Source organism: Micromonospora sp. NPDC048843, assembly GCF_040649965.1.
Taxonomy (GTDB): domain Bacteria; phylum Actinomycetota; class Actinomycetes; order Mycobacteriales; family Micromonosporaceae; genus Micromonospora; species Micromonospora hortensis.
Map to the genome: position 1 here is coordinate 14,869 of NZ_JBEZGJ010000060.1, position 22,642 is coordinate 37,510.

Annotated in this window: 18 protein-coding genes; 11 read left to right on the plus strand and 7 right to left on the minus strand. The window is 69.3% G+C overall.

The genetic code is table 11. From position 1 onward, the window contains the following. The first annotated feature begins 98 nt into the window (after nt 1–98). The 3 genes from AB0C20_RS16160 (at nt 99) to AB0C20_RS16170 (ending at nt 4,234) form a co-directional block, all read left to right on the plus strand. Nucleotides 99–758: a M23 family metallopeptidase gene (locus AB0C20_RS16160; RefSeq protein WP_357568280.1), complete on the plus strand. Its 660-nt coding sequence runs from the start codon at nt 99–101 to the stop codon at nt 756–758. 73 nt (nt 759–831) lie between these two features. Then, complete coding sequence (locus AB0C20_RS16165) at nt 832–1,062, plus strand: DUF2188 domain-containing protein (protein ID WP_357568274.1); 231 nt, start codon at nt 832–834, stop codon at nt 1,060–1,062. A 217-nt stretch (nt 1,063–1,279) separates the two neighbouring features. Next, nucleotides 1,280–4,234: a fibronectin type III domain-containing protein gene (locus tag AB0C20_RS16170; RefSeq protein WP_357568275.1), complete on the plus strand. Its 2,955-nt coding sequence runs from the start codon at nt 1,280–1,282 to the stop codon at nt 4,232–4,234. Between the two features lie 176 nt (nt 4,235–4,410). On the opposite strand, the gene AB0C20_RS16175 is transcribed toward AB0C20_RS16170, so the two are convergent. The 4 genes from AB0C20_RS16175 to AB0C20_RS16190 form a co-directional block, all read right to left on the minus strand. After that, nucleotides 4,411–5,334, minus strand: coding sequence for a hypothetical protein (locus AB0C20_RS16175; protein WP_357182026.1), 924 nt, complete (start codon nt 5,332–5,334; stop codon nt 4,411–4,413). Nucleotides 5,335–5,410: 76 nt separating this feature from the next. Next, on the minus strand, nt 5,411–5,956 hold the full coding sequence (locus tag AB0C20_RS16180) for a hypothetical protein (RefSeq protein ID WP_357182029.1): 546 nt from the start codon (nt 5,954–5,956) through the stop codon (nt 5,411–5,413). A gap of 239 nt (nt 5,957–6,195) precedes the next feature. Continuing rightward, complete coding sequence (locus AB0C20_RS16185; protein ID WP_357182032.1) at nt 6,196–7,218, minus strand: DUF4331 family protein; 1,023 nt, start codon at nt 7,216–7,218, stop codon at nt 6,196–6,198. A 170-nt stretch (nt 7,219–7,388) separates the two neighbouring features. Beyond that, nucleotides 7,389–8,648: a family 16 glycosylhydrolase gene (locus AB0C20_RS16190; protein ID WP_357568276.1), complete on the minus strand. Its 1,260-nt coding sequence runs from the start codon at nt 8,646–8,648 to the stop codon at nt 7,389–7,391. 381 nt (nt 8,649–9,029) lie between these two features. Between AB0C20_RS16190 and AB0C20_RS16195 the strand changes: the two genes are divergently transcribed. After that, entirely contained in the window at nt 9,030–9,428 is a 399-nt protein-coding gene (locus tag AB0C20_RS16195; protein ID WP_112585399.1) for a hypothetical protein, read from the plus strand. Between the two features lie 17 nt (nt 9,429–9,445). Here the strand turns inward: AB0C20_RS16195 and AB0C20_RS16200 are convergent, their stop codons facing one another. From AB0C20_RS16200 to AB0C20_RS16210, 3 genes are all read right to left on the minus strand, one after another. Beyond that, nucleotides 9,446–10,912 (minus strand): aminotransferase class V-fold PLP-dependent enzyme, encoded by a 1,467-nt coding sequence (locus AB0C20_RS16200; RefSeq protein ID WP_357568277.1) that lies wholly within the window; start codon nt 10,910–10,912, stop codon nt 9,446–9,448. Then, nucleotides 10,902–12,593 (minus strand): ATP-binding cassette domain-containing protein, encoded by a 1,692-nt coding sequence (locus tag AB0C20_RS16205; protein ID WP_357568278.1) that lies wholly within the window; start codon nt 12,591–12,593, stop codon nt 10,902–10,904. Before AB0C20_RS16205 ends, AB0C20_RS16200 begins: the two co-directional genes overlap by 11 nt. Before the next feature lie 113 nt (nt 12,594–12,706). Next, entirely contained in the window at nt 12,707–13,327 is a 621-nt protein-coding gene (locus AB0C20_RS16210; RefSeq protein ID WP_357182044.1) for a TetR/AcrR family transcriptional regulator, read from the minus strand. 68 nt (nt 13,328–13,395) lie between these two features. Between AB0C20_RS16210 and AB0C20_RS16215 the strand changes: the two genes are divergently transcribed. From AB0C20_RS16215 to AB0C20_RS16245, 7 genes are all read left to right on the plus strand, one after another. Continuing rightward, complete coding sequence (locus AB0C20_RS16215; protein WP_357182047.1) at nt 13,396–14,127, plus strand: SDR family oxidoreductase; 732 nt, start codon at nt 13,396–13,398, stop codon at nt 14,125–14,127. A 218-nt stretch (nt 14,128–14,345) separates the two neighbouring features. Next, a complete protein-coding gene (locus tag AB0C20_RS16220; protein ID WP_357182050.1) occupies nt 14,346–14,738 on the plus strand; it encodes a PPOX class F420-dependent oxidoreductase in 393 nt (130 codons plus the stop codon). Between the two features lie 135 nt (nt 14,739–14,873). Continuing rightward, nucleotides 14,874–16,052, plus strand: a complete 1,179-nt coding sequence (locus AB0C20_RS16225; protein ID WP_357182053.1) for an alcohol dehydrogenase catalytic domain-containing protein — start codon at nt 14,874–14,876, stop codon at nt 16,050–16,052. Between the two features lie 545 nt (nt 16,053–16,597). Then, a complete protein-coding gene (mmsA, locus tag AB0C20_RS16230) occupies nt 16,598–18,145 on the plus strand; it encodes a multiple monosaccharide ABC transporter ATP-binding protein (protein WP_357182056.1) in 1,548 nt (515 codons plus the stop codon). Further along, the gene (gene mmsB / locus AB0C20_RS16235) at nt 18,142–19,440 is read left to right on the plus strand and encodes a multiple monosaccharide ABC transporter permease (RefSeq protein ID WP_357182059.1); all 1,299 of its coding nucleotides are present in this window, start codon (nt 18,142–18,144) and stop codon (nt 19,438–19,440) included. Before mmsA ends, mmsB begins: the two co-directional genes overlap by 4 nt. Before the next feature lie 52 nt (nt 19,441–19,492). Next, nucleotides 19,493–20,596 carry a sugar-binding protein gene (locus AB0C20_RS16240; RefSeq protein ID WP_327032033.1) on the plus strand — a complete coding sequence of 368 codons (1,104 nt, stop codon included), beginning with the start codon at nt 19,493–19,495 and terminating at the stop codon, nt 20,594–20,596. A 112-nt stretch (nt 20,597–20,708) separates the two neighbouring features. Further along, a complete protein-coding gene (locus tag AB0C20_RS16245; RefSeq protein WP_357568279.1) occupies nt 20,709–22,043 on the plus strand; it encodes an ROK family transcriptional regulator in 1,335 nt (444 codons plus the stop codon). Nucleotides 22,044–22,642: the final 599 nt, after the last annotated feature.

Genomic DNA, 22,642 nt, shown 5'->3' on the forward strand with positions numbered 1-22,642 from the left:
GACTGCATTGCATCTGACGGTATCTCGTTTGCGATGCGACTGCAATGTCAAGGCTGTGGGGGTGCGCCCTCGGAGCGGGGATGTTGCCGGGATCTGCCATGCTCGGGCCGGTGACGACCGGTCGCCCCACCAGATCCCGCTCCCACCGCCGCCCTCGAAGCCGCGCCATCCGCGTCCTGCTCGCGCTCGTCGCGGCGGCGGCCGTCCTGGGTGTCGCGGTGGTGGCGGTGCCGATGCTGCGACCGGCCGGGCCGCGCCCGCTCTTCCAGATGCCGGTGACCTGCGGCGAGACGTGGCAGCTCAGCACCTACCCCGGTCACGACGACTACGACGTCGACTTCTTCCCGGTCGAGGGTGAGACGTGGGGGCGGCCGGTGCTCGCCTCGTACGCCGGCACTGTCACTGTGGCGGGCATCAACGGTTCGCTGGGTGGTCGGACCCCGGAGAACCCGGAGGGTCCACGTGGGCGCGGCGGCGGCTACTGGGTGAAGATCGACCACGGCGGCAAGTGGGAGACGCAGTACCTGCACATGCTCGAACCACCGCTGGTCACCGTCGGTCAGGAGGTCGCCCAGGGTGACCAGATCGGGCGGCTCGGCAGCACCGGGAACTCCGGGGCCCCGCACCTGCACTACGAGCAGCGCCGCGGCTGGGACAAGGTCGAGACTCACTTCGACGGCACGCCGTCGGGCATCACCACCGACGAACGCGAGCAGATCCTGCGGCGGGTGAGCAACAACTGCCCCGCCGTCTCCTGAGGACGGCGGTTTGCCCGGCCCGGCTCGGGGCACTGATTGGGGGGACAGTGCAGACGCAGGGAGGGAGCCGGCCATGGCCAAGGGTGACGTCGACACGTACCACGAGGACGGGCAGTGGAAGAACAAGCCGGAGGGCCAGGAGCGCGCCAGCAGCACGCATGACGTGAAGGCCGACGCGCAGGCCCAGGGCCGCGAGATGGCGGCCGACCGCGGCGTCGAACACGTGATCAAGAAGCAGGACGGCACTATCGGGGAGAAGGACACCTACCCCCGCAGCCGCGACCCTCGGGACATCGAGGGCTGACAGCTTCCAGTCTCAGCGGACCGACCTCCCCGGCGTGACCGAGGGGGTCGGTCCGCTTTTGCGCGCTCGAGCACCCCAGTCGTCTTTATCCCCGTACGAGAAATTTGGGTGGTTTTGGCGGATATAGTCCGGCTCGGGACTGGAGTGAAAGCTGGGGGTGGGCATGTCGTTTCGGGGCCGGCGTCGTCCGAGCAGAATCGCAACGCTGGCGGTAGCCGTGACAGTGGGAGTTCTCGCGGTAGCGCCGCTCCCGGCCTCGGCGGCCGGCTCGGTGCTGTTCGACCAACCCTTCCACAACAACACCGCGAATGGCGTCGGCGCGGTGGCGGTGCCAGCAGTGCCCGGTCTCCTCGCCACCAACGCCGCCTGCCTGAGCGCGGCGGGCAACTCCACGATCAGCCCGCTGCTCAGTTGCACCACCTCCACCGACCCGCAGGGCTCCGGCAAGCTGCGCCTCACCCCCGCCGCCATCACCCGCCAGGGTGGAGTGTTCGGCGCAGTGAGCGTGCCTACCTCGCAGGGGTTGCACGTCACCTTCAACACCTACCAGTACGGCGGCATCAACCCCGGGGCGGACGGCCTCGCCTTCGTCCTGGCCGCCGTCGACCCGGCCAACCCGAGACCCCCGTCCACCCTCGGCCAGCCGGGCGGCTCGCTGGGCTACTCGGCGGCGTTCAACGGAGTGTCGGCGGGCCTCTCCAACGGCTACCTCGGCATCGGGCTGGACGTCTTCGGCAACTTCAGCAACAGCACCTACCAGGGGACCGGCTGTACGAACCCGCCGTACATCTCGACCACGAACGGCCGGGTCCCCGGCCAGGTCGTGGTCCGGGGGCCGGGCCGCAACGCTGTCGGTTACTGCGCGATCAACAGCACCGCCACCACCACATCCTCGGCGGCACTCGCGCTGCGGGCCGCCACCCGGGCCGCGTCAGTGGTGCCGGTCGAGGTGGTCATCAACACCACCGCCTCGCCGTTCACCACCGACTCCGGAATCACCACTCCCGCCGGCCAGTACCGGATCAGGTTCACCCCGGTCGGGGGAACGGCACGAACGCTTGCCGGCAGCCTCCCGGTCGTGGCGTCCGGCCTCTACCCGTCGCCTACCTGGCTGAACGCCAGCGGTTACCCCCGGCAACTAGCCTTCGGCTGGGTGGGTTCGACCGGCTCGGTCACCGACTTCCACGAGGTCGACGACGCTCGGGCGGTCAGCTTCAACCCGGTACCGGACCTGAACGTCACGCAGACCAGCGCGGTCGGCGCCACCCCGCAGCCCGGTGACCCGGTCACCTACGCGATCACCGCCGGGGTCGATGCCGGCGCCACCGAGACGTCACCCATCTCGGTCACCCAGACCGTGCCCGCCGGTGTCGTCCCACGCGCCGCGTACGGCTCGGGCTGGGTCTGCGCCGCACCGTCCGGACAGACCGTCACCTGCACCAACAGCAACGGCCCGTTCGCCGGCGGCACCTCCCTGCCGCCCATCACCGTCGTCGCGACCGTCACCGACACCGGCGTGACACCGACGCAGATCCAGACCGCGACGGTGGCGACCTCGTCGTCGATCGACGCGAACCCGGGCCTGGCCACCAGCACCACACCGATCGCGCCGGCCACCGCACCCAGCGGCGTCACAGTCACCCCGGCCCAGAGCTCGATCTCCGGGGGCATCCCGGTGACCGTCGGCGGCAGCAACCTCACCGGAGCGACAGCGATCACCATCGGTACGGCCGCCGAGCAGCAGGCCGGCACGTCGGTGCTGCTGGTGCCGTGCACCTCCGGCCCGGCCGCCGGCTGTTTCACTGTGAACCCCGACGGCACCCTCGCCATCTCCGCCATGCCCGCCCGGTCCAGCCCGGCGACGGTCACCGTCAGCGTCGTCACCCGGGGCTCCGCCGGATCGGCGAACTACGTCTACGCGTCCACACCGGGCACACCGACAGCGCCCACGGCTGTCGCGGGCGTCACCAGCGCCACAGTGAGCTGGACCGCGCCGGCGAACAACGGCAGCCCGATCACCAGCTACCTGATCACCCCGATCCGGGACGGCGTCACCCAACCAACACTCACCTTCGACGCCTCCACCACCAGCCGCACCCTGACCGGGCTGACCGCGGGCTCGTCGTACACCTTCCGGGTGGCGGCGGTGAACGCGTTCGGGACCGGCGCGGCCAGTCCGCCCTCGGCGGCGGTGGTCCCCTACACACTCCCGGGAGCGCCGACGAACACAGCGGCCACCCCCGGAACCAACGCCGCCGCTGTGAGCTGGACGGCCCCGGCCAACGGCGGATCGCCGATCACCGGTTACACAGTGACGCCGTATCTCGGCGGGGTGGCGCAGACACCTCGGGTCTTCAGCGGAACCGCCACGACCCAGATCGTCACCGGGCTGACCGCCGGCGCCACGTACACCTTCCGGGTGGCCGCGACGAACGCCGGCGGCACCGGCCCGCAGTCGGCCCCCTCCGGGTCGGTGACCGTGAACGCGTCGCCGACGCTGACCTTCCCACCGCCCCCACCCGGCAAGGCGTACGAGCCGTACCAGTACCAGCTCACAGTGACCGGCGGCACCGCCCCGTTCACCTGGTCGGTCAGCGCTGGGAGCCTGCCGGCCGGGCTGACCCTCGACCCGGTCACCGGCCTGCTCTCCGGCACTCCCACAGTGTCCGGGACGTTCCCGTTCACCGTCCGGGTGACCGACTCGTTCGACCAGTCCGCGAGCCGCCCGGTCGACCTGGTCATCACCCCGCTCGGTGGGCTCTCCATCAGCGTCCCGGCGATCTCGGCGCTCGGCACCGTCACCTCGGGCACGACAGGCGTCTCGGGCCGACTCGGCCCGGTGACCGTCACCGACGATCGTGGACCGTTCTCCGGTAACTGGGTCAGCGTCGTCTCCAGCACCAGCTTCACCACCGGCTCCGGCTCGGGTGGCGAGACCATCCCCAACAGCAACATCACCTACGCCTCCGGGCCCGCCCTTGCCAGCACCGGGGTCGGATCATTCGTCCCACAGCCCGGGGCGGTGCTGAACACGCCGCGTACGGCCGCCGGGTGGTCCGGCGAAACGGGAGGCCCGAACTCCGCCACCTGGAACCCCACGTTGTTGGTGACCCTCCCGTCCGGGGTGGTGGTCGGCGACTACGTGGCGGTCGTGACGCACTCGGTCATCTAACTCCCGCCCACACCCCTCGCCCGCCGCCCCGCCTCGTGGATCACGGAGTTGTGGTGGGGGACAAATCAGTCTGATTGTTCCCAAGTCGGCCACCACAAGTCCATGATCAACTCGGTCAGACGGTGCTGCCCGGCCGTTCCGGGGGGAACGGCCGGGCAGTCTCTGGTCGGGAAACGTCAGGCCAGCTGGGTCCGGTGCCGCCGGACGAGGTACCAGCCACCAAGGGCGACCAGCACCAGCCCGGCGATGCCGCCGACCGTGTAGACCAGCCAACTCGGCCCGCTGGACGTCGCGACAGTCATCGGCGCCGCCACGGGGAGGACGATCTTCCCGGTCGCGGTGCGCTCCACGGTGCCGCTGGCGAGCTTCGCGTGCACGTCCCAGGTCCCGGCGGGCAGGGCCTGGTTGACCTCGATCCGCACCTGACCGCTCTGGCCGGGCAGGATCGTCACGCCGTTTGTCACCTTGAAGGGGCCGGCCTGGACCGCCGCCTTCGTCAGCGACAGGGTGCCGGTCATGTCCAGCGCGCGTTCGCCGGTATTGGTGACCTTCGCGGTGACCACCGGGAACTCACCGGTGCCCGGCTCGGCGGCCAACCCTTCGATCCGGAAGTCCGTCGGCGGCTCACCACCCGGACCGACGTCGAGGTAGACCCGGATGCCCACCCGGTGGATCTGGGTGACGTTGCCGGTGCGTTCCTTCGCGCTGGTGACCTGCGCCCAGATCGCGGCGTACCGCTCGCCCTTGGATGCCTTCCTCGGTACGGCGAGCTCGACCTCGACTGGTTGTCGCTCGCCCGGGTCCAGTTCCATGGTGGCGGTCTTCAGCCGGATCCATCCGCTCAGTTCGTTGCCCGTACGCCCCTGGGGCACTGTGAAGGCGTTGTTCTCGACCGACGCGGCGCCGGAATAGAACTCGATCTTCTGCGTCTCGGTGGAGGTGTTCTGCACCTCGACCCGGCGGTTGATCGTCGTCCCGGGCTTCAGGTGATCCACGATGTAGACCTGGGCCCGGGGGTCCTGCACCCGACTGGCCGGGATGTCCAGCATCCGGATGCTGATCGCGGCTTCCTCGGCCGGGTCCTGTCGCTGCTCCCGCACGGCAACGGCTGGTGCCGCCGAAACCCCGAGCGCCACGAGGGCGACCGAGGCCAGCAGCACCAGCCGGCCGAGCGGCTCAGAACACCGAATGTGTCACCGTTCCCGTGTAGACACCCTGGACGGTGCCGACGGGCACGTCCACCACCAGGGTCGGGTTCCAGGTGGCGAAGTTGTTGCCGGTGCCGCCGGTGTGGCTCATCGCCGTGCGGGGAACGTTGATGATCACCTGCTGGGCGGCGGTCGGCTGACCCGGTGTGAAGGTGCCGCCACCGGCGGTTGCCGTGGCGGGGCCGGACCAGTACTGGACGTTGATGTTGGGGATCGTCTCCCCGGAGGAGCCACCGCCGGTGACGAAGTCGGTGGAGACGACGTTGGCGGTCCAGTTGGGGGTGAGCGCCCCGCGCTGGTCCAGCACGGTGACCGGGCCGAGCTGACCGGAGACCGTCGTGCCCTCCACGCCGTTCCCGATGTTCGCCGTCGCTGGCACCGTGATCGACAGACCGCCGGCGGCGTCGACGGTGAGGGTCACGATCGTGTCGCCCGTCGTGTCCGCGGCGGCCGGTCCGGCGAGCGCGACGACGGCGGCGACGCCGGCCAAGCCCGCGAGAATCTTTCTACGCATCGAGTCTCCTTTGTCCTAAAGAACCCTGGGAAGCACTTAAAAGACTAACTACGCAAAACGCCCATAAGTGCCCGAATGGTGCGAGCATCACCCGGTGGGCGTTCGATGATCGTGTTCGTTGCTGGATGTAGTGGCGTCGGGTGCGCGGGAGGGGCCCGTCACGCCCGCTCGGCCGTCACGGAGGGCGCGCACGGCAAGGGCTCGGCGCCCGTGCCGGCCGCCGAGCCCCGCGAGCGGATTCAGGCCGCGACCACGTACGGGAACGTGGCGGAACGGGCCGCCTTGGTGACCTCCGAGGTGAGGCCGGCCGTGGTGCCGGTGTTGAGGACCAGGGAGAACATCACCTCGGGCGCGTTGTCGGCCAGGGTGCGTCCGTTGCGGACCGCGAAGCCGAAGTTCGCGGCCGTGCCGACCTTGTACGACAGCAGGTCGGGGTAGAGCTGCCGGGCGACGCTCCAGCCGTACGCCTGCGGGTCCGGTGCGGTGCCGTTCGCCTTGACCACCCCGGCGACCGCGTTCGCGATCTCCTCGCCGCCCTCGGTGAGGTCGTTGCTGGGGTGCCGGAAGTTCGCGGGGTCGGAGAAGTCGGTGTCGTGGGGCCAGAAGATCGGCCACATCATGGGGTGGCCGGCGCGGTTGATCTGCCGCCATCCGCCGGCGTCGGTGGCCAGCATGGTGCGACACCACACGCCGATCTCGGTGCCGTCGCGCAGCAGTGGCTCGTCGTGGGAGACCTCGAGGACTATCGACTCGACTGTGGTGCCGGCGAAGCTGTTCTTGGCCTGATCGACCCGCCACGCGGAGCGGTCCACAGGCGAACCGCTCTTGACCGCGCCGTTGATGGTGGCGAGTTCGTCGAGGTCGACGTAGAAGGGGTCGGTGATCCGGCCGGCCCAGATCCGGACGTTGCCACCGGTCGTCACCTCGCCGGTTCGCCCCTCGGCGATGGGGGTGCCCATGGCGGCGTCGTCGCGGGCGTCCGCTCCGGTGAGCTCGTACAACTGGAGGGCCTGCCGGGCCTCGCCGTCCGGCTCGCCGAAGGCGAACCGGTAGGTGAGGTCCTCCACCTCGGTGCCGTTGATGTGAATCTTGATCTCGTAACGCGCCTCGGCGTGGAAGCCGCGCTTGATGTCGGCCTTGGTCACCGAGCTGTTGACGTCCATGACGAAGACTGTGGCGCGGTCACCGTTGAAGACGTACAGGTCGTCGATGTACAACTGGCCACCCTGGGCGGCCAGGGGCGTATCGAGGTGGTGCGACATGAGCTCACTCCCGGAACTGCCGGATTCTGGACTAATCCGAACATAGTGGTCATGAGCCGAGCCTCCCCGCCCATCGAGGTAATTCGGTTCCACGAGGTGAGCGGGAGCCCTCCGACGGCGGTGGGCCGCCCGAGTCTCCTCGGACGGCCCACGCCTTCGAGCTCGGATCGTCAGATGCGAGACCACTTCTGGTTGGCCGCGCCGAGGCAGTCCCACAGGTGCAGCTTGCCACCATTGTTGGGGTTGGCCTCCCGTACGTCCACGCACTTGTTGGCGTTGAGGTTGACCAGGTCGCCGGCGGCGTTGAGGGTGAAGCGTTGCGCGGTGTTGCCGTTGCAACTGACCAGGTTGACCTCGGTGCCGTTGGCGGTGCCGGCCCAGGCCGGGTCCATGCACTTGCCCATCGCGCGGATGGTCCCGTCGGAGGCGAAGGTCCAGCTCTGGGCCGCAGTGGTGTTGCAGTCCCAGATCTGGAGTTTGGCGCCCTCGACCGGGTTGCCACCGGGGATGTCGATGCAGCGACCGCTCTGCGCACCCCTGATGCGGTTGGTGCCGGGAGTCGGGTCACCCCCGCCACCCGAGGTGTAGCTGGACACCCGGACGTAGTCGACGAGCATCTGCTGCGGGAACTGGGTCGAGCCGTCCGGGTAGCCGGGCCAGTTGCCACCGACCGCCACGTTGAGAATCATGAAGAAGGGGTGGTCGAACACCCAGCGGTTGCCGCCGAGCCGAGCGGGATCGACCCGGTGGTACTGCACCCCGTCGACGTACCAGGTGATGACGTTCGGTTCCCAGTCCACCCGGTAGGTGTGAAAGGTGTCGGCGAGCGGCGCGCCGAGGGTGCGGCTGCCCGTGATGCCGCCGCCGCCGGAGTAGCCGGGCCCGTGCACGGTGCCGTAGACGGTGTTGGGCTCCCGGCCGATGTTCTCCATGATGTCGATCTCGCCGGCGTCGGGCCACCCGCCGCCGGTGCCGAGCATCCAGAAGGCCGGCCAGATGCCCTGACCACGTGGGACCTTGATCCGGGCCTCGAACCGCCCGTACGTCTGGGTGAAGGTGGCCGCCGTCAGCAACCGTGCCGACGTGTACTCGCAGCGCCCGTAGTGGCACTGGTAGTTGGCGGGGTTGTCCCGGCGGGCGGTGATGACCAGGTTGCCCTGGCCGTCGTGGACGGCGTTGCTGGTGCTGCTCGTGTAGTACTGCCGCTCGTTGTTGCCCCAGCCGCCGCCGCCGGTGTCGAACCGCCACTTGTTCTGGTCGACGGGCGTGCCGGCGGCGGAGTTGAACTCGTCCTGCCAGCTGATGGGGCCGATGGCGGCCTCGGCCCGGTCGGGGTGCGCCGGGACGACGAGCGCCGTCGCTGTCGCGACGAGGGCGGCCGCCAGGAGTACGAGGGGGCGGAAGCGGAGGCTGGGCCGGGCTGTGAACACGGGAGGCTCCTCAGCTTGGGGGTGGTGGAGGAGGCGGTCTACCAGGGTAGAGAGCGCTCTCTAAAGCGAAGCATGTCGATATCATGTCTTTCTGTCAAGAGTGTTTCCAATATCACGACCGTCCGTTACCGCCCGATGCGGACCAGTGAGCGGCGGACCGCCGACGCCGGTCCTCGCCATGGCAATGCTCGATGCCTCCGAGATGGACGACGCCGACCCATCGAAGGAGTTCGGCGCGGCCGAGGGTTACTCGATAGCGGTCGAATCGACCCTTCCTATTGCCGTGGGGCGTCCACCCGGGACAGGATGACGAGGCGTGCCGGAAACTTTCCCGTAACCTGCGCGCTGCTGGTCTCTGTCACAAGGAAGTGGGAGTCAGTCATGAGCGAGGCGTCGACGGCGCTGGGTGTGCGCCTCTACCCGGATCTGGTCGAGCGGGGTGGCCTGGCCCCCGCACTGATCGAAACCGCTGCCCGCCACGGGCTCGACGTCGGTCGGGTGACCGCGCCGGAGCAGGGGCGGGCCCGGTTCACCTGCGCCGAGCTGCACTCCGACGAGGGCGTGGTCTGCGTGGGGCTGGGCTCGCAGGCCCGGTACTTCATGATTGACCTGCGCGTCTCGGGAGAGGTTCTCGCCCGCGGTGACGTCATGGACCTGGTGCAGGTCGCCCAGGTGGCCGCCGCCTGGCGGGCCGGCCTGACGTTCGCCGAGCTGACCGCCCGGTTCCCGTTCATGGAGGAGATCAAGCACCGCCCGGCACCGGTGGCCCAGGTCAGCTAGTCGGCGAGGGCGGGAGGTCAGCAGCGCAGCCGAGGTGGCAGCGGTGACTCCGTACCGGCGCCCCGGTTGAGGTAGGTCGACTGGACGAAGTCGACGAGGCGCTCCGCGTCGGTCGCGATCGAGGCCAGTCCGAACGAGACACGGACGGCACCACCCGTCGGCAGCCCCAGCGCGTCAAGGTACTGGTCGATCGTGTCGACGCCCGCCAACAGCCGCTGCCGCATCGACGTCCGGCTCATCCCGAATGCGCCCTCGGCCGCGCCCGGGTTGCAGAAACAGCCGGTACGCAGGGAGAGACCTGCCACCGCCGCCTCCCGCGCCACGAGCCGTTCGTCGACCAGCGTGCCGTCCGGGTGGCGGAGGTTGAACGTCACAGTGCCACCGCGCCCCGCACCCGTCGCCGGCCCGTACACCTGGACCAGCGGCCCACCCGTGTCGTGTCGCAGGGTGGCCAGCCGCTCCAGCAGCCACTCGGTGAGCAGGCCGACCCGGGCGTGGACGAGGTCCACGCCGATCGAGTCGAGCCAGCGCAACCCGAACTCCACGTCCGGGATGCTCAGGAAGTTGAGCGTGCCGTCCTCGAACGCCGACTCGTCGTCCATCGGCCGGTGCCAGTCGCCCTGCACGCTCACCGCGCGGATCGTGCCGCCGGCGAACCACGGCCGGCGCAACCGGGCCAGCGCCGAACGGCGGGCCAGCAGCGCTCCAACACCGGTGGGGTAGCCAAAGAGCTTGTACCAGCTCAGGCAGACAAAATCCGGCCGTACGACGCTGAGGTCCAGGCGGTTCGTCGGCGCGAAGGCGGCAGCGTCGAGCAGCACGTCGTAGCCGCGCTGGTGGGCGAGCTCCACCCAGCCCAGCGGGTGCTGCACACCGGAGAAGTTGCTCTGCGCCGGATAGGCGAACAGCCCGCGCCGACCGGACCGGCCCCACCGACGGGCCAGGCCGCCACTGCCGGCGTCGAGCGCCGCGACCAGGTCCGGCTCGGCGACCCGCAGCTCCGGCCCGTTCAGCGGTAGGTAGCGTACGGACGCGCGGGCCGACCGGGCGTACTCGCGGATGCCGTTGACCGAGTTGTGGTTGTCCCAGGTGAGCACCAGCTTCGCGGCCCGGCCGAAGTCGTACGCCTCGCCGACCAGCCGACAGGCGCCACTGGCGTTCGGGGTGAAGATGACCGCGTACTCGGCCGGGTCGGCGCGGAAGTAGTCGAGCACCGCGCGTCGCGCCGACTCCACCAGCGAGCCCGCCGCCACGCTCGTGGGGTTCTCCGAGTGGGGGTTGCTGTACAGGCCGGCGAGCAACCGGTCGTGGTGGGCGCGAACCTGCGCCCGGGCGGCCACCCCGGCTCCGGCGTAGTCGAGGTACACCTGTCCGTCGGTGTCCAGGTGTCGGTACTCGGTGGCGCGCAACTCGTCGATCCGGCCGGTGGCGGCGTATCCCGGCAGCGCCGTGGGGGAGACGGGCGGCGTCGGGTCAGGACCCACGACGGGGATCCCGTCGGAGCAGGACCGCCCAGGCCGCGCCCAGGAAGAGCAGCACGAAACCGCCGAGCACCAGCCAGTCGACCCACAGCGGCCGGGAGAAGCTGTCGCCGTACGTGGCCAGCAGCGGCGGGCCGAGCGGGGAGCCGCCGTCGCGCCAGAGCCGCTCCACCCCGGCGGTGTGCCCGAGGCCCTCGAACGCCCACCGGTTCGACATCGCGTAGCTGAGCCATTGACCGCCGACAGCCATGGCCGGCACCGGCAGGATCGCGCCGACGAACAGCACCTGTGGGAAGCAGAGCATCGGCAGCATGAGCGTCGCCTGGGCCGCGTCGGACACGGCCGCCGAACAGAGCAGACCGAGGGCGAGCGCCGCCGCCGAGGAGAGCAGCAGGGTCGCGTACAGGGCGGCGAAGTCGGCACCGCCGACCGGCGGCAGCCGGTCCATGCCGCGCAGCACCCCGAGCAGGGCCAGGTCCACCAGGGCCAGCAGCGGCAGCAGCACCGCGACCTTCGCCAACAGGTACGGCACCAGCCGGACACCGGCGAGCCGCTCCCGGCGCAGGATCGGCAGCTCGGTGCAGATCTGGAGGAGCCCATAGGTCAGCCCGAAGAAGAACCCGCCGAACGCGATCCAGAACAGGATCATCACGGTCACCGTCGGGCTGGGTCTGGTCGGCTCGAACGCTCCCGGGCGGAACAGCAGCGCGAACATGCCGAGCACCATCAGCGGCGATCCGAGCAGGATGGCCAGGGTCAGCCGGTTGCGGACGACGATCTCCGTGTTGCGCGCGGTGAGGACCGCCCACTGGCGCAGCCGGCCGACGCGCCGGGGCGGCGTCGCGGCGACGTCAGTGTCGTTGTCGTCGGAGGTGCGGGACGGCTGTGCGGCCGCGCGCTGCTCGGCGAAGCGATCGGGCCACTCGGCGGGTTGCGTCGCTTCGTCGAGCCGGAGGTGCACCTCGGCCAGGGACCGCACGCCGAAGAACTCTCGGGCGGCGGCCGGGGTGCCGGTGAACGCCAGTCGGCCCTGACGGGTCAGCACGACGACCCGGTCGCAATGGTCCACGTCGGTGATCTGGTGGCTGGTCAGCACGACGGTGGCGCCCGTGTCCGCGAGCGCCCGGAGCACCCGGAGCAGTTCCACGGCGATCGCCGGGTCCAGTCCGGAGGTGGGCTCGTCCAGGAAGAACACGCCGGGCCGGGTGAGCAGCTCGACGGCGATGCTGGCGCGCTTGCGTTCACCGCCGCTGAGCAGGCCGACCGGCGTGGTGGCCCGGTCGGTGAGTCGCAGCTCGGCGAGCACCTCCGCGACCCGGTCACTGATCTCGGCCGGCCCGGCGGTGGAGGGCAGGCGCAGTCGGGCGGCGTACCGCAGGGTGCGGGCCAGGGGCAGCTCGCGGTGGATGATGTCGTCCTGCGGAACGACACCGATGGTGCCGGCCGCGGTGGTGCCGTCGTACGTCACGGTGCCCGATGCCGGTCGCTGTACCCCGGCGAGGATCTCCAGCAGTGTGGTCTTACCGGCGCCGCTGGCGCCGATGATCGCGACCAGCTCGCCCGGCGCGATGCTCACTGAGATGTCGGTCAGGATCTGGCGACCGCTCCGGACGCTCTGGCCCAGCCCCTGAGCGGCGATGCCGACACCGGCACGCGGGGGAGACGTGGTCTGCTCGGTAGTCATGTCGAGTGCTCGATCCGGTCGGGGAGTGGTCCGCCTGAATATCGTGCCTCGCCGATGCTACTGAGCGGGCCGCGCAGTCCACCCGGAGTGGACGGTCAGCGACAGTCGTCCGTTCAGCCGGTGGTGGTCCGTGCCTGCGCCGGCACCTGGAGGAGATCGAGGCAGTTGCGCCACAGCGTCTCCAGCTGGGTCGGATCGTTGAGCAACTTCGCGAGCAGGACCCGCCCCTCGATCTGCGCGACGATCGATCGGGCGGCCTCCCGGCTGTCGACCGTGGGGCCCGCCAGGCCGCGCTCCTTCGCCTCGGCGACGACCTGCTCGATGAGACTGATCTGCTCCTCGAAGATCTCCTGGAGCCGGCCGCGGATCTCCTCGGCCTGGTTGCTGAGTTCGAGGGCGAGGTTGCCGAACAGGCAGCCCGCGACCACGCCGGCCTTCTGCTGGCCGACGCGCTGGACCTCTTCGGTGGCCTCGAACAGGTCCCGGAGTCGCTGTAGCGGGTCGCGCTCGCTGCCGAGCAACTGCTCCCACTGGCGTCGCTGGGTGACCCAGTGCTCGTCGATGACCGTGCGGGCGAGCGCCTGCTTGGACTCGAAGAAGTAGTAGAAGCTGCCCTTCGGCACGCCCGCCGCCGCGCAGATCTCGGCCACGCCGAGCGCCGTGTAGCCGCGCTGCTCGATCAGCGTGGCGGCCGCGTCGAGGATCTTGTTCTTCGCGTCACTGGTCCGACCCATGCCTCGACGATACACGACCGGTCGGCTAGCTTTTAGTAGACCAGTCGTCTAGTGAAGGTGATTCCCTCATGAACAGCAGCCCCATGAACAGCAGTCAGGGCCCGAAGGTCGTTGTGATCACCGGCGCCTCCCAGGGCATCGGTGCCGACCTCGTGGCTGCCTACCGCAAGCTCGGCTACGGCGTCGTGGCGACCTCGCGCTCGATCGGCGCGTCCGACGACCCGGAGATCGTCACGGTCCGGGGCGACATCGCCGAGGCCGACACCGCCGAGCGGGTGGTGCGCGCCGCGCTGGACCGCTTCGGGCGGATCGACACACTGGTGAACAACGCCGGCGTCTTCGTCGCCAAGCCGTTCACCGACTACACCGACGAGGAGTTCGACCTGGTCACCGGGGTCAACCTGGCCGGGTTCTTCCACCTCACCCGACGCGTCCTGCCGCACCTGCTGGCCGGGGGCGCGGGGCACATCGTCAGCATCACGACCAGCTTCGTCGACCAGCCCAGTGCGCACGTTCCGTCGGTGCTCGCGTCGCTGACCAAGGGCGGCCTCAGCTCGGCCACCAAGTCCCTGGCCATCGAGTACGCGGCTCGCGGCGTACGGGTCAACGCCGTCGCGCCCGGCATCATCAAGACCCCGATGCACCCGGTCGAGACGCACGAGACGCTCGCGGGCCTGCACCCGGTCGGTCGGATGGGCGAGACCAGCGACGTCGTCGACGCCGTCCTCTACCTCGAGTCCGCCCCGTTCGTCACCGGCGAGATCCTGCACGTCGACGGCGGGCAGAACGCCGGTCACTGATCCCACCGCCACACCGATGTGCCGGGCAGGATCTTCGCCGTCGCGGATCCTGCCCGGCGGCCGGTGAGACACCCCGCGCGTGGGGTACGTGGGTGACACGGCTACCGCCTCGCACGCCGGTGGATCACCGGCCGCCGCCAGCCGGCGGCGTTGATCATTTCGTGCGACCGTTGGCGGGTGATCAACACGAGGTTGGTCATCCGGAAGGAGACCCTGTCGTGGATCTGCCCGACGAGCTGCTCATGTTGCTGCGCGAGCCGAGCACCTGCTTCGTCACGACGCTGATGCCCGACGGCTCACCACAGCTCACCCAGACCTGGGTGGACACCGACGGCACGCACATCCTGATCAACACCGTGGAGACCCACCAGAAGACCCGAAACGTCCGGCGGGACCCGCGGGTGGCGGTGGCGATCTCCGACCCGCAGAAGCCGGGCCGCTACCACGAGGTCCGGGGGCGGGTGGTGCGCACCAGCACCGAGGGCGCCGCCGAGCACATCGACCAGTTGGCGCAGCGCTACCTCGGTGGGCCGTACCCGTGGTTCGGTGGCCAGGAACAGGTCCGGATCATCCTGACCATCGAGCCCGACCGGGTGCGTTCGATGGGCTGACGGCGGTCAGGTGCTCGGGCGGCTCGGCTAGGCAGCGGGTACCGCGGTCATCGCCGCCGGCTGCGGGGTCGGACAGGCATGAAGGGCCCGGTCGGGGGAAGACCGGCCGTTCCACCGCCGAACAGGAGAGCCGGGATGAGAGCCGTCGTCTACGCGGACGTCCGGACGGTCGCGGTGCGGGAGGTGCCCGACGCGACACTGGAGGCGGAGACCGACGCGCTCGTGCGGGTCACCTCCACCGCCCTGTGCGGCACCGACCTGCACATGTACGACGGACGGACCAGCGCCGAGCCCGGCCTGGTGCTCGGTCACGAACCGCTTGGCATCGTGCAGGAGGTGGGCGCCGCGGTGCAGACCGTCCGGCCGGGCACCCGGGTGGTGATCCCCACGCACCTGTTCTGCGGGACGTGTGTGATGTGTGGCCGCGGGCTCTCGGCGGCCTGTCTGCGGGCCCGGGCCGAGGGGCCGGGCGCGGCGTACGGGTACGCGGGAATGGGTCCGTACCGGGGTGCGCAGGCCGACCTGCTGCGGGTGCCGTGGGCCGACGCCAACTGCGTACCCCTGCCGGGCGAGCCGGGGGACGCGTACGAGGACGACTTCGTGCTGCTGGCCGACGCGTTCGTCACCGGGTGGCACGCCGCCGCCACCCTCGCCGAGGTCGGGCCCGGTGACACTGTGGCGGTGTTCGGCGCCGGCGCCGTCGGCCTGCTCGGCGCCCACGCGGCGCTGCTCCGCGGCGCCCGGGTGGTGTACTCCGTCGACGGGGTCGACGCCCGACTCGACAAGGCCGGCGAGATCGGTGCCGTGCCGATCGACTTCCGCCGGGGCGACCCGGTCGAGCAGATCCGCGCCGACCGGGCCCGGACCGGGCTGCCGCTCGGCGAGGAGAAACTGGGCGGGGTCGACAAGGTCATCGACGCGGTCGGGTTCCAGGCCCGCGATCGGGAGCACCCCGACCGGGAGCGTCCGAACCAGGTCATCGCCGACGCGGCCCGGTTGGTCAACGCCGCCGGCGCGATCGCGGTCGCGGGTGTGTACCCGGACCGGGACCCGCACCCCGGGCCCGGTGCGGACGGTCACGAGGACCTGGTCGCGCCCTGGGGGGCGTTGTTCAGCAAGGGGGTCGCCGTCCGGTTCGGTCGCACCCACGACCGCCGCTACACGGTCCTGCTGCGGGACCTGGTCGTCGCGGGCCGGGCTCGGCCCAGTGTGATCGTCACCCACCACGGCACCCTGGTCGACGCCCCCGAGCTGTATCGCCACTTCGACCGGCGGGAGCACGGCGTGATCAAGGCGGTGCTGCACCCGAGCTGACCAGTCGACGCCCCCGGCCTGCGGGCTGCGGTGTGCCGTCACGAACTGCGCGTAAGGGACTTCAGGGCACTGACCCGTCGTCCGGTGCACATCGCTGCGGAATGGTGACCATCGATGCATGCGGCCGTTAGAGGCGTGGGTCACATCAGCCGCCAGAGGCCCGTGGTGCGCCTCGCGTACGGCGCTGGGCTGACGCCCGATTCCCATCATTCGATGGCGTGACGTGTGCGCTGCGTTACCGAATCCACCGTCCCTGAGGCATCTTTCCTGGTGGGAAAGCTGCGGGAATGGCCGGGGTCGATTGGCGCGTTGTCGCAGGTGGACGCAGGTGCTGCGGTCAGGCCTGGGGTACCGCGAGGGGCTGTCGTTGCCGCTGTGGCGGACGAACACTGTGCGACATCTATATTACCGGATTGTTACTTTTTCAACAGTCCCTCGCCTTGCGGATGGCCCTTCGGCCGCAATACGTTGCCGTCAACAACAAAACCAAGTGAAGGTTCAACCTTCCGGAGGCAACCGATGACGTTGGCGAGGTGGTACGAGCGATGAGCGACGTGCCCATCCTCCTTGAGATGCGTTCCATCACCAAGGAGTTCCCCGGAGTCAAGGCCCTCTCCGACGTCAACCTGGTGGTTCGCGCCGGCGAGATCCATGCCATCTGCGGCGAGAACGGCGCGGGCAAGTCCACCCTGATGAAGGTGCTCAGCGGGGTGTACCCGCACGGCACCTACGACGGCAAGATCGTCTACCAGGGGTCGGAGACCAAGTTCTCCGACATCCGGGCGAGCGAGAACGCCGGCATCGTGATCATCCACCAGGAACTCGCGCTCATTCCAGGAATGTCGATCGCCGAGAACATCTTCCTCGGCAACGAACCGCGCAAGCGGGGCGCGATCGACTGGAAGGCCGCGAACCGGATGGCGCTTGACCTGATGGCCCGGGTCGGCCTGGAAGAGGACCCGGACACCCTGATCAAGGACATCGGGGTCGGCAAGCAGCAGCTCGTCGAGATCGCGAAGGCGTTCGCCAAGGACGTGAAGCTGCTCATCCTCGACGAGCCCACTGCGGCGCTCAACGAGGCCGACTCCAAGCACCTGCTGGACCTGCTGCGGGGGTTCCGCTCCCGTGGCATCACCTCGATCATGATCTCGCACAAGCTCAACGAGATCGAGGCGATCGCCGACCAGATCACCATCCTGCGCGACGGCCGGACCGTGGAGACCCTCGACGTCAAGGCGGACGGGGTCGACGAGGACCGGATCGTGCGGGGCATGGTCGGCCGCGAGCTGAGCAGCCGGTTCCCGGAACACACGCCGAAGATCGGTGAGATCTTCTTCGAGGTTCGCGACTGGAACGTCCGGCACCCGATCTCCGCCGACCGGCAGGTCTGCAAGAACGAGAGCTTCGTGGTGCGCCGCGGCGAGATCGTCGGCTTCGCCGGTCTCATGGGCGCGGGCCGTACCGAACTCGCGATGAGTGTCTTCGGCCGCTCCTACGGGGTGTTCGAGTCGGGCACGATCATCAAGGACGGCAAGGAGATCGTCTTGAAGTCGGTCGCCGACGCGATCGACAACGGTCTCGCCTACGTCAGCGAGGACCGCAAGGCGATCGGCCTCAACCTGCTCGACGACATCAAGACGTCGACGGTGGCCGCCAAGCTGTCCAAGATCTCGCACCACGGCGTCCTGAACCAGGTCGAGGAGTACCAGGCGGCTGAGGCGTACCGCAAGGAATTGCGGACCAAGGCCCCGACGGTCGACGAGAGCGTCTCGAAGCTCTCCGGCGGCAACCAGCAGAAGGTCGTCCTGGCCAAGTGGATGTTCACCGACCCCGACCTGCTGATCCTCGACGAGCCGACACGCGGCATCGACGTGGGTGCCAAGTACGAGATCTACGGCATCATCCAGCGGCTCGCCGACCAGGGGAAGGGCGTCATCGTCATCTCCTCGGAGCTGCCTGAGCTGATCGGGCTCTGCGACCGCATCTACACCGTGTTCGAAGGCGCCATCACGGGCGAGATCGCCCGGGCGGACGCCACCCCGGAAACCCTCATGAAGCAGATGACCTCTACGAAGAAGATGGCCACACGATGAGCCGATTGAAGGACCTTCAGAAGAACCTGTTCGGAGGAACCACCTCCAACGCTCGCCAGTTTGGAATGATCTTCACTCTGGTGGCGATCGTCCTGATCTTCCAGATCTGGACTGACGGGCTGACCCTGCGGTCGGACAACCTGATCGCGCTGTTCCAGCAGAACTCGTACATCCTGATCCTGGCCATCGGCATGCTCATGGTGATCGTCGCCGGGCATATCGACCTCTCGGTCGGCTCCGTCGCGGCCTTCGCGGGCATCCTGGCGGCGAAGTCGATGGCCGAGTGGGGTCTGCCGTGGCCTGTCGGCATCCTGTTCGGCCTCGCCATCGGTGCGCTCATCGGAGCCTGGCAGGGCTTCTGGGTGGCCTACATGGGGGTGCCGGCGTTCATCGTCACCCTGGCCGGCATGCTGCTGTTCCGCGGTGGCAACCAGTACATCGGCAACGCGCAGGCGATTCCGGTGCCGGAGGGCTTCCGGGAGATCGGCTCCGGCTTCCTGCCCGAGTTCGGGCCGAACACCGGCTACAACAACGCGACGCTGCTGCTCGGTCTGGCCGCGGCGGTGGCCGTGGTGTGGCGCGAGCTCTGGGCCCGCAAGACCCGTCGGGCGATGGACGCCGACCCCACGCCGATGTGGATCTCGGTCCTTCGGATGGCCATCATGGTCGGCGTGATCGCCTTCGCGGCGCTGCGCTTCGCCAGCGGTCGCGTCGGCACCAGCTTCCCGATCTCCGGCATCATCCTGCTGGTCCTGGTCATCGCCTACTCCTTCTACACCCGCAACACGGCCGCTGGCCGGCACATCTACGCGGTGGGCGGCAACTCCCGGGCGGCCGAGCTGTCCGGTGTGAAGCTCAAGCGGGTCAACTTCTTCGTCATGATGAACATGTCCATCCTGGCCGCGCTGGCCGGCATGATCTTCGTGGCTCGCTCGGCGGCCTCCAGTGGCCAGGACGGCATCGGCTGGGAACTGGACGCCATCGCAGCGGTCTTCATCGGTGGAGCTGCCGTCGCTGGTGGTATCGGCACCATCAGCGGCTCGATCGTCGGCGGTCTCGTCATGGCCGTGCTCAACAACGGCCTCCAGCTCCAAGGCGTGGGCACCGACAAGGTTCAGATCATCAAGGGCCTGGTCCTGCTGCTGGCCGTCGCGATCGACGTTTACAACAAGAGCCAGGGGCGCTTCTCCATTGTCGGGAGCCTGATGCGGCCGTTCCGCCGCGAGGACTCCGTCCCACCCGCCTCACCGCCGGACGCGGAGCGCGAGCCCGCCAAGGCAGCGGTGTCCGGCTGACGGCCACCGACCTCTCTACCCGCCTCACCATCTAGAAAGGCAAGTCCTCACCATGCGTAAATTCTTCGGCACGTCGGTGGTGGCCATCAGCGCCGCCGCCATGCTGGCCCTCGCCGGCTGCGGCTCCGGCCGCGACGGCGACAGCGGCTCCGGCGGCGAGGCCGCCAAGGGCTTCGCGGCCAACTCGCTGATCGGCGTGGCCCTGCCGGCCAAGACCTCGGAGAACTGGGTCCTCGCCGGTGACCTGTTCAGCAACGGCCTCAAGGAGGCCGGCTTCCAGGGTGACGTGCAGTACGCCGGCGCGTCGACCACTGTCGCCGACCAGCAGGCCCAGATCACCGCCATGGTGACCAAGGGGGCCAAGGTCATCGTCATCGGCGCGACCGACGCCGCGCAGCTGTCCACCCAGGTCGCGGCGGCCCACGCCGCCGGGGTGAAGGTCATCGCCTACGACCGGCTGATCACCAACACGCCGGACCTCGACTACTACGTCGCGTTCGACAACTTCAAGGTCGGCCAGCTCCAGGGCCAGGCCCTGCTGGACGGCATGAAGGCCAAGAAGCCGAACGGCCCGTACAACATCGAGCTGTTCTCCGGCTCGCCGGACGACAACAACGCCGGTGTCTTCTTCAACGGCGCGATGGACGTGCTCAAGCCGGAGATCGACAAGGGCAACGTGGTCGTCGCCTCCGGTCAGAAGGAGGTCAAGCAGACCGCCATCCAGGGCTGGAAGGCCGAGGGTGCGCAGGCCCGCATGGACCAGCTGCTGACCTCGACGTACGGCAACAAGGAGCTGGACGGCGTTCTCTCCCCGAACGACACCCTGGCCCGCGCCATCCTGACCTCGGTCAAGGGCGCCGGCAAGCCGACCCCGATCGTCACCGGTCAGGACTCCGAGGTCGAGTCGGTCAAGTCGATCGTCAAGGGTGAGCAGTACATGACGATCAACAAGGACACCCGCAACCTGGTGAAGGAGACCATCAACATGGTCAAGGCTCTCCAGGCCGGTGACAAGCCGCAGGTGAACGACACCAAGTCCTACAACAACGGCAGCAAGGTCGTCGACACGTTCCTGCTCCCGCCGGTCGCCGTCACCAAGGCGAACGTGGTGGAGGCGTACGCCAGCGACCCGAAGCTCGCGCCGCTCACCAAGTAATCACCGCACGGTAGGTAGTAACGACGATGGGTCCCGGGTCTCCTCTACCGGGACCCATCGTCGTCCCTGCACCCCCGCACCAACCGGCACCGACCCGGAAGGAGGTCTGACCGTGGCGACACCAGTACGGGCCAGGCCAGCCGGCGTCGGCCGCAACGCCGAGTCCCCGCTGCCGCCGGTCCCCGGCGCCAGCCAGGAGGAGATCCGGCGGCAGAACCTCGGCGCTGTACTGCGCTACGTCCACCTGCACGGACCGACGTCCCGCGCCGAGCTGACCAGCAGGCTCGGCCTCAACCGAAGCACCATCGGTGCCCTCGCGGCCGACCTGGTCACCAGCGGCCTGGTCACCGAGGAGGCGCCGACCACAGCCCGCCGCGCCGGCCGTCCCTCGCTGGTGGTCAGCCCTCGCTCCGACCGGGTCTACACACAGGCGTTGAGCATCGACGCGGACCGGCTGCGTGCCGCACGGGTCGGCCTCGGCGGGCAGATCCTCGACCTGCGGGAGATCCCCCGACCCAGCGGCATGTCGGCGATCGACGCCGTCGGGCCCCTCGCCGACCTGGTCCGCGACATGGAACGCTCGGTGGCCGGTGACGCGCTGCTTGTCGGCGGCGCCGCTGCGGTCACCGACACCACCCGCGACCCGGACGGCAGGATCCGGATCGCCAGCATCGACGAGACGCTCGGCGCCGCCCTGGAGGCGGAGTTCAGCGCCGGCCCCGGTTTCGTCGCCGGTGACCTGGCCGACATCGCCGGCCTGGCCGAGCACGTCCGGGGCGTCGCGGCCGGCATCGACGACGTCATCTACCTGCACGGGGACCTGGGCATCAGCGCCGGCATCATCGTCGGTGGCCGCCTGGTGATCGGCCACCGGGGTCACAGCGGCAAGGTCGGCCACATGGTCGTGAACCCCAACGGCCTGCCCTGCGGCTGCGGATCACGCGGCTGCTGGGAGACCGAGATCTCCGAAGCCGCGCTGTTGCGGCACGCCGGCCGTGACCCGAGCGACCGCGCGGCGGTGGCCGAGGTGCTGCGCGCGGCGGCGGACGGCGACCACACCGCCCGCGCGGCCGTCGAGCAGGTGGCGGACTGGCTCGGCTTCGGCGTGGCGAACCTGGTCAACGTGGTCAACCCGGACGCCGTGGTGTTCGGTGGCTCGCTGCGCGACATCTTCACCGCCGGTGCGGACGTGGTCCGGGACCGACTGGACACGATGCCACTGCCCGCCTCCCGCGAGCACCTGCGGTTGCGCGCGGCGGCACTTGGCCGCGACGCGGTCCTGATCGGTGCCGCCGAGTTGGCGTTCGACAAACTGCTGGCCGATCCGCTGAACGTCGGCGTGGCGGGCCAGGTGCGAACAGATGAGCCGGACGTGGTCCGCAGTAGTGCGCCGCCGAGCCAAGGAACTGGCACGGGCACAGGACGGAACTGTTTTTCGGAGGCATAACGCCTCCGGTGACGGCCCAGCACCCACTCGTACACGTTATACGAGCGGCTTTTCGCGAACCACGCCGCTTTACCTCACGCTGGTGCTTCCTCCTCTGCGCGGGAGAACGCCTACAGCCCATTCACCTCGCGGGATCGCCGAGTGGTTCACGAGTGAAAGGGCCGTCGCCACAGTTCGAAAATCGAACGCGAGATCGTGATTGTGTCCGTCCGATGTCCGGAGCAGTCCCGGAGTGCCCAGTCGTCGATGAGGCGCCGATATCAAGAGTTGTTTGTTGGTCGGGTGCGCGTCGGGCCCGCTCGGGGCGGGCCGAGACTGCGGCGCAATTCTCGGCCAGCGACACGAGTTACCATTGCGAAGCGCCGCTCGTGCCGTGAACTGTAATCGGGAGTGAGCGATTGAGCCGCCGAGACGACGACGTCTCGAACGGCCGGGCGGTTCTGTTGGATGTGCCAGTCCGCCCCGGAGTGGGCGACATAAGAGACCGCTCGTCCCGAAACTGCGGCTGGTCGCCGCGCGCCCGTGCCCCGTGCCAAGATCCGAGCAACTTCCCTGGTGTTGCGGCCTGCGGAGCGCGGGAGGCAGCAACATCCCTGATG

What these genes read in the sequence shown, in the direction of transcription:
- AB0C20_RS16160 (WP_357568280.1), top strand. Translation starts at nt 99, where the DNA reads ATGCTCGGGCCGGTGACGACCGGTCGCCCCACCAGATCCCGCTCCCAC.
- AB0C20_RS16165 (WP_357568274.1), top strand. Translation starts at nt 832, where the DNA reads ATGGCCAAGGGTGACGTCGACACGTACCACGAGGACGGGCAGTGGAAG.
- AB0C20_RS16180 (WP_357182029.1), bottom strand. Translation starts at nt 5,956, where the DNA reads ATGCGTAGAAAGATTCTCGCGGGCTTGGCCGGCGTCGCCGCCGTCGTC.
- AB0C20_RS16185 (WP_357182032.1), bottom strand. Translation starts at nt 7,218, where the DNA reads ATGTCGCACCACCTCGATACGCCCCTGGCCGCCCAGGGTGGCCAGTTG.
- AB0C20_RS16195 (WP_112585399.1), top strand. Translation starts at nt 9,030, where the DNA reads ATGAGCGAGGCGTCGACGGCGCTGGGTGTGCGCCTCTACCCGGATCTG.
- AB0C20_RS16205 (WP_357568278.1), bottom strand. Translation starts at nt 12,593, where the DNA reads ATGACTACCGAGCAGACCACGTCTCCCCCGCGTGCCGGTGTCGGCATC.
- AB0C20_RS16210 (WP_357182044.1), bottom strand. Translation starts at nt 13,327, where the DNA reads ATGGGTCGGACCAGTGACGCGAAGAACAAGATCCTCGACGCGGCCGCC.
- AB0C20_RS16215 (WP_357182047.1), top strand. Translation starts at nt 13,396, where the DNA reads ATGAACAGCAGCCCCATGAACAGCAGTCAGGGCCCGAAGGTCGTTGTG.
- AB0C20_RS16225 (WP_357182053.1), top strand. Translation starts at nt 14,874, where the DNA reads ATGAGAGCCGTCGTCTACGCGGACGTCCGGACGGTCGCGGTGCGGGAG.
- mmsA (WP_357182056.1), top strand. Translation starts at nt 16,598, where the DNA reads ATGAGCGACGTGCCCATCCTCCTTGAGATGCGTTCCATCACCAAGGAG.
- mmsB (WP_357182059.1), top strand. Translation starts at nt 18,142, where the DNA reads ATGAGCCGATTGAAGGACCTTCAGAAGAACCTGTTCGGAGGAACCACC.
- AB0C20_RS16240 (WP_327032033.1), top strand. Translation starts at nt 19,493, where the DNA reads ATGCGTAAATTCTTCGGCACGTCGGTGGTGGCCATCAGCGCCGCCGCC.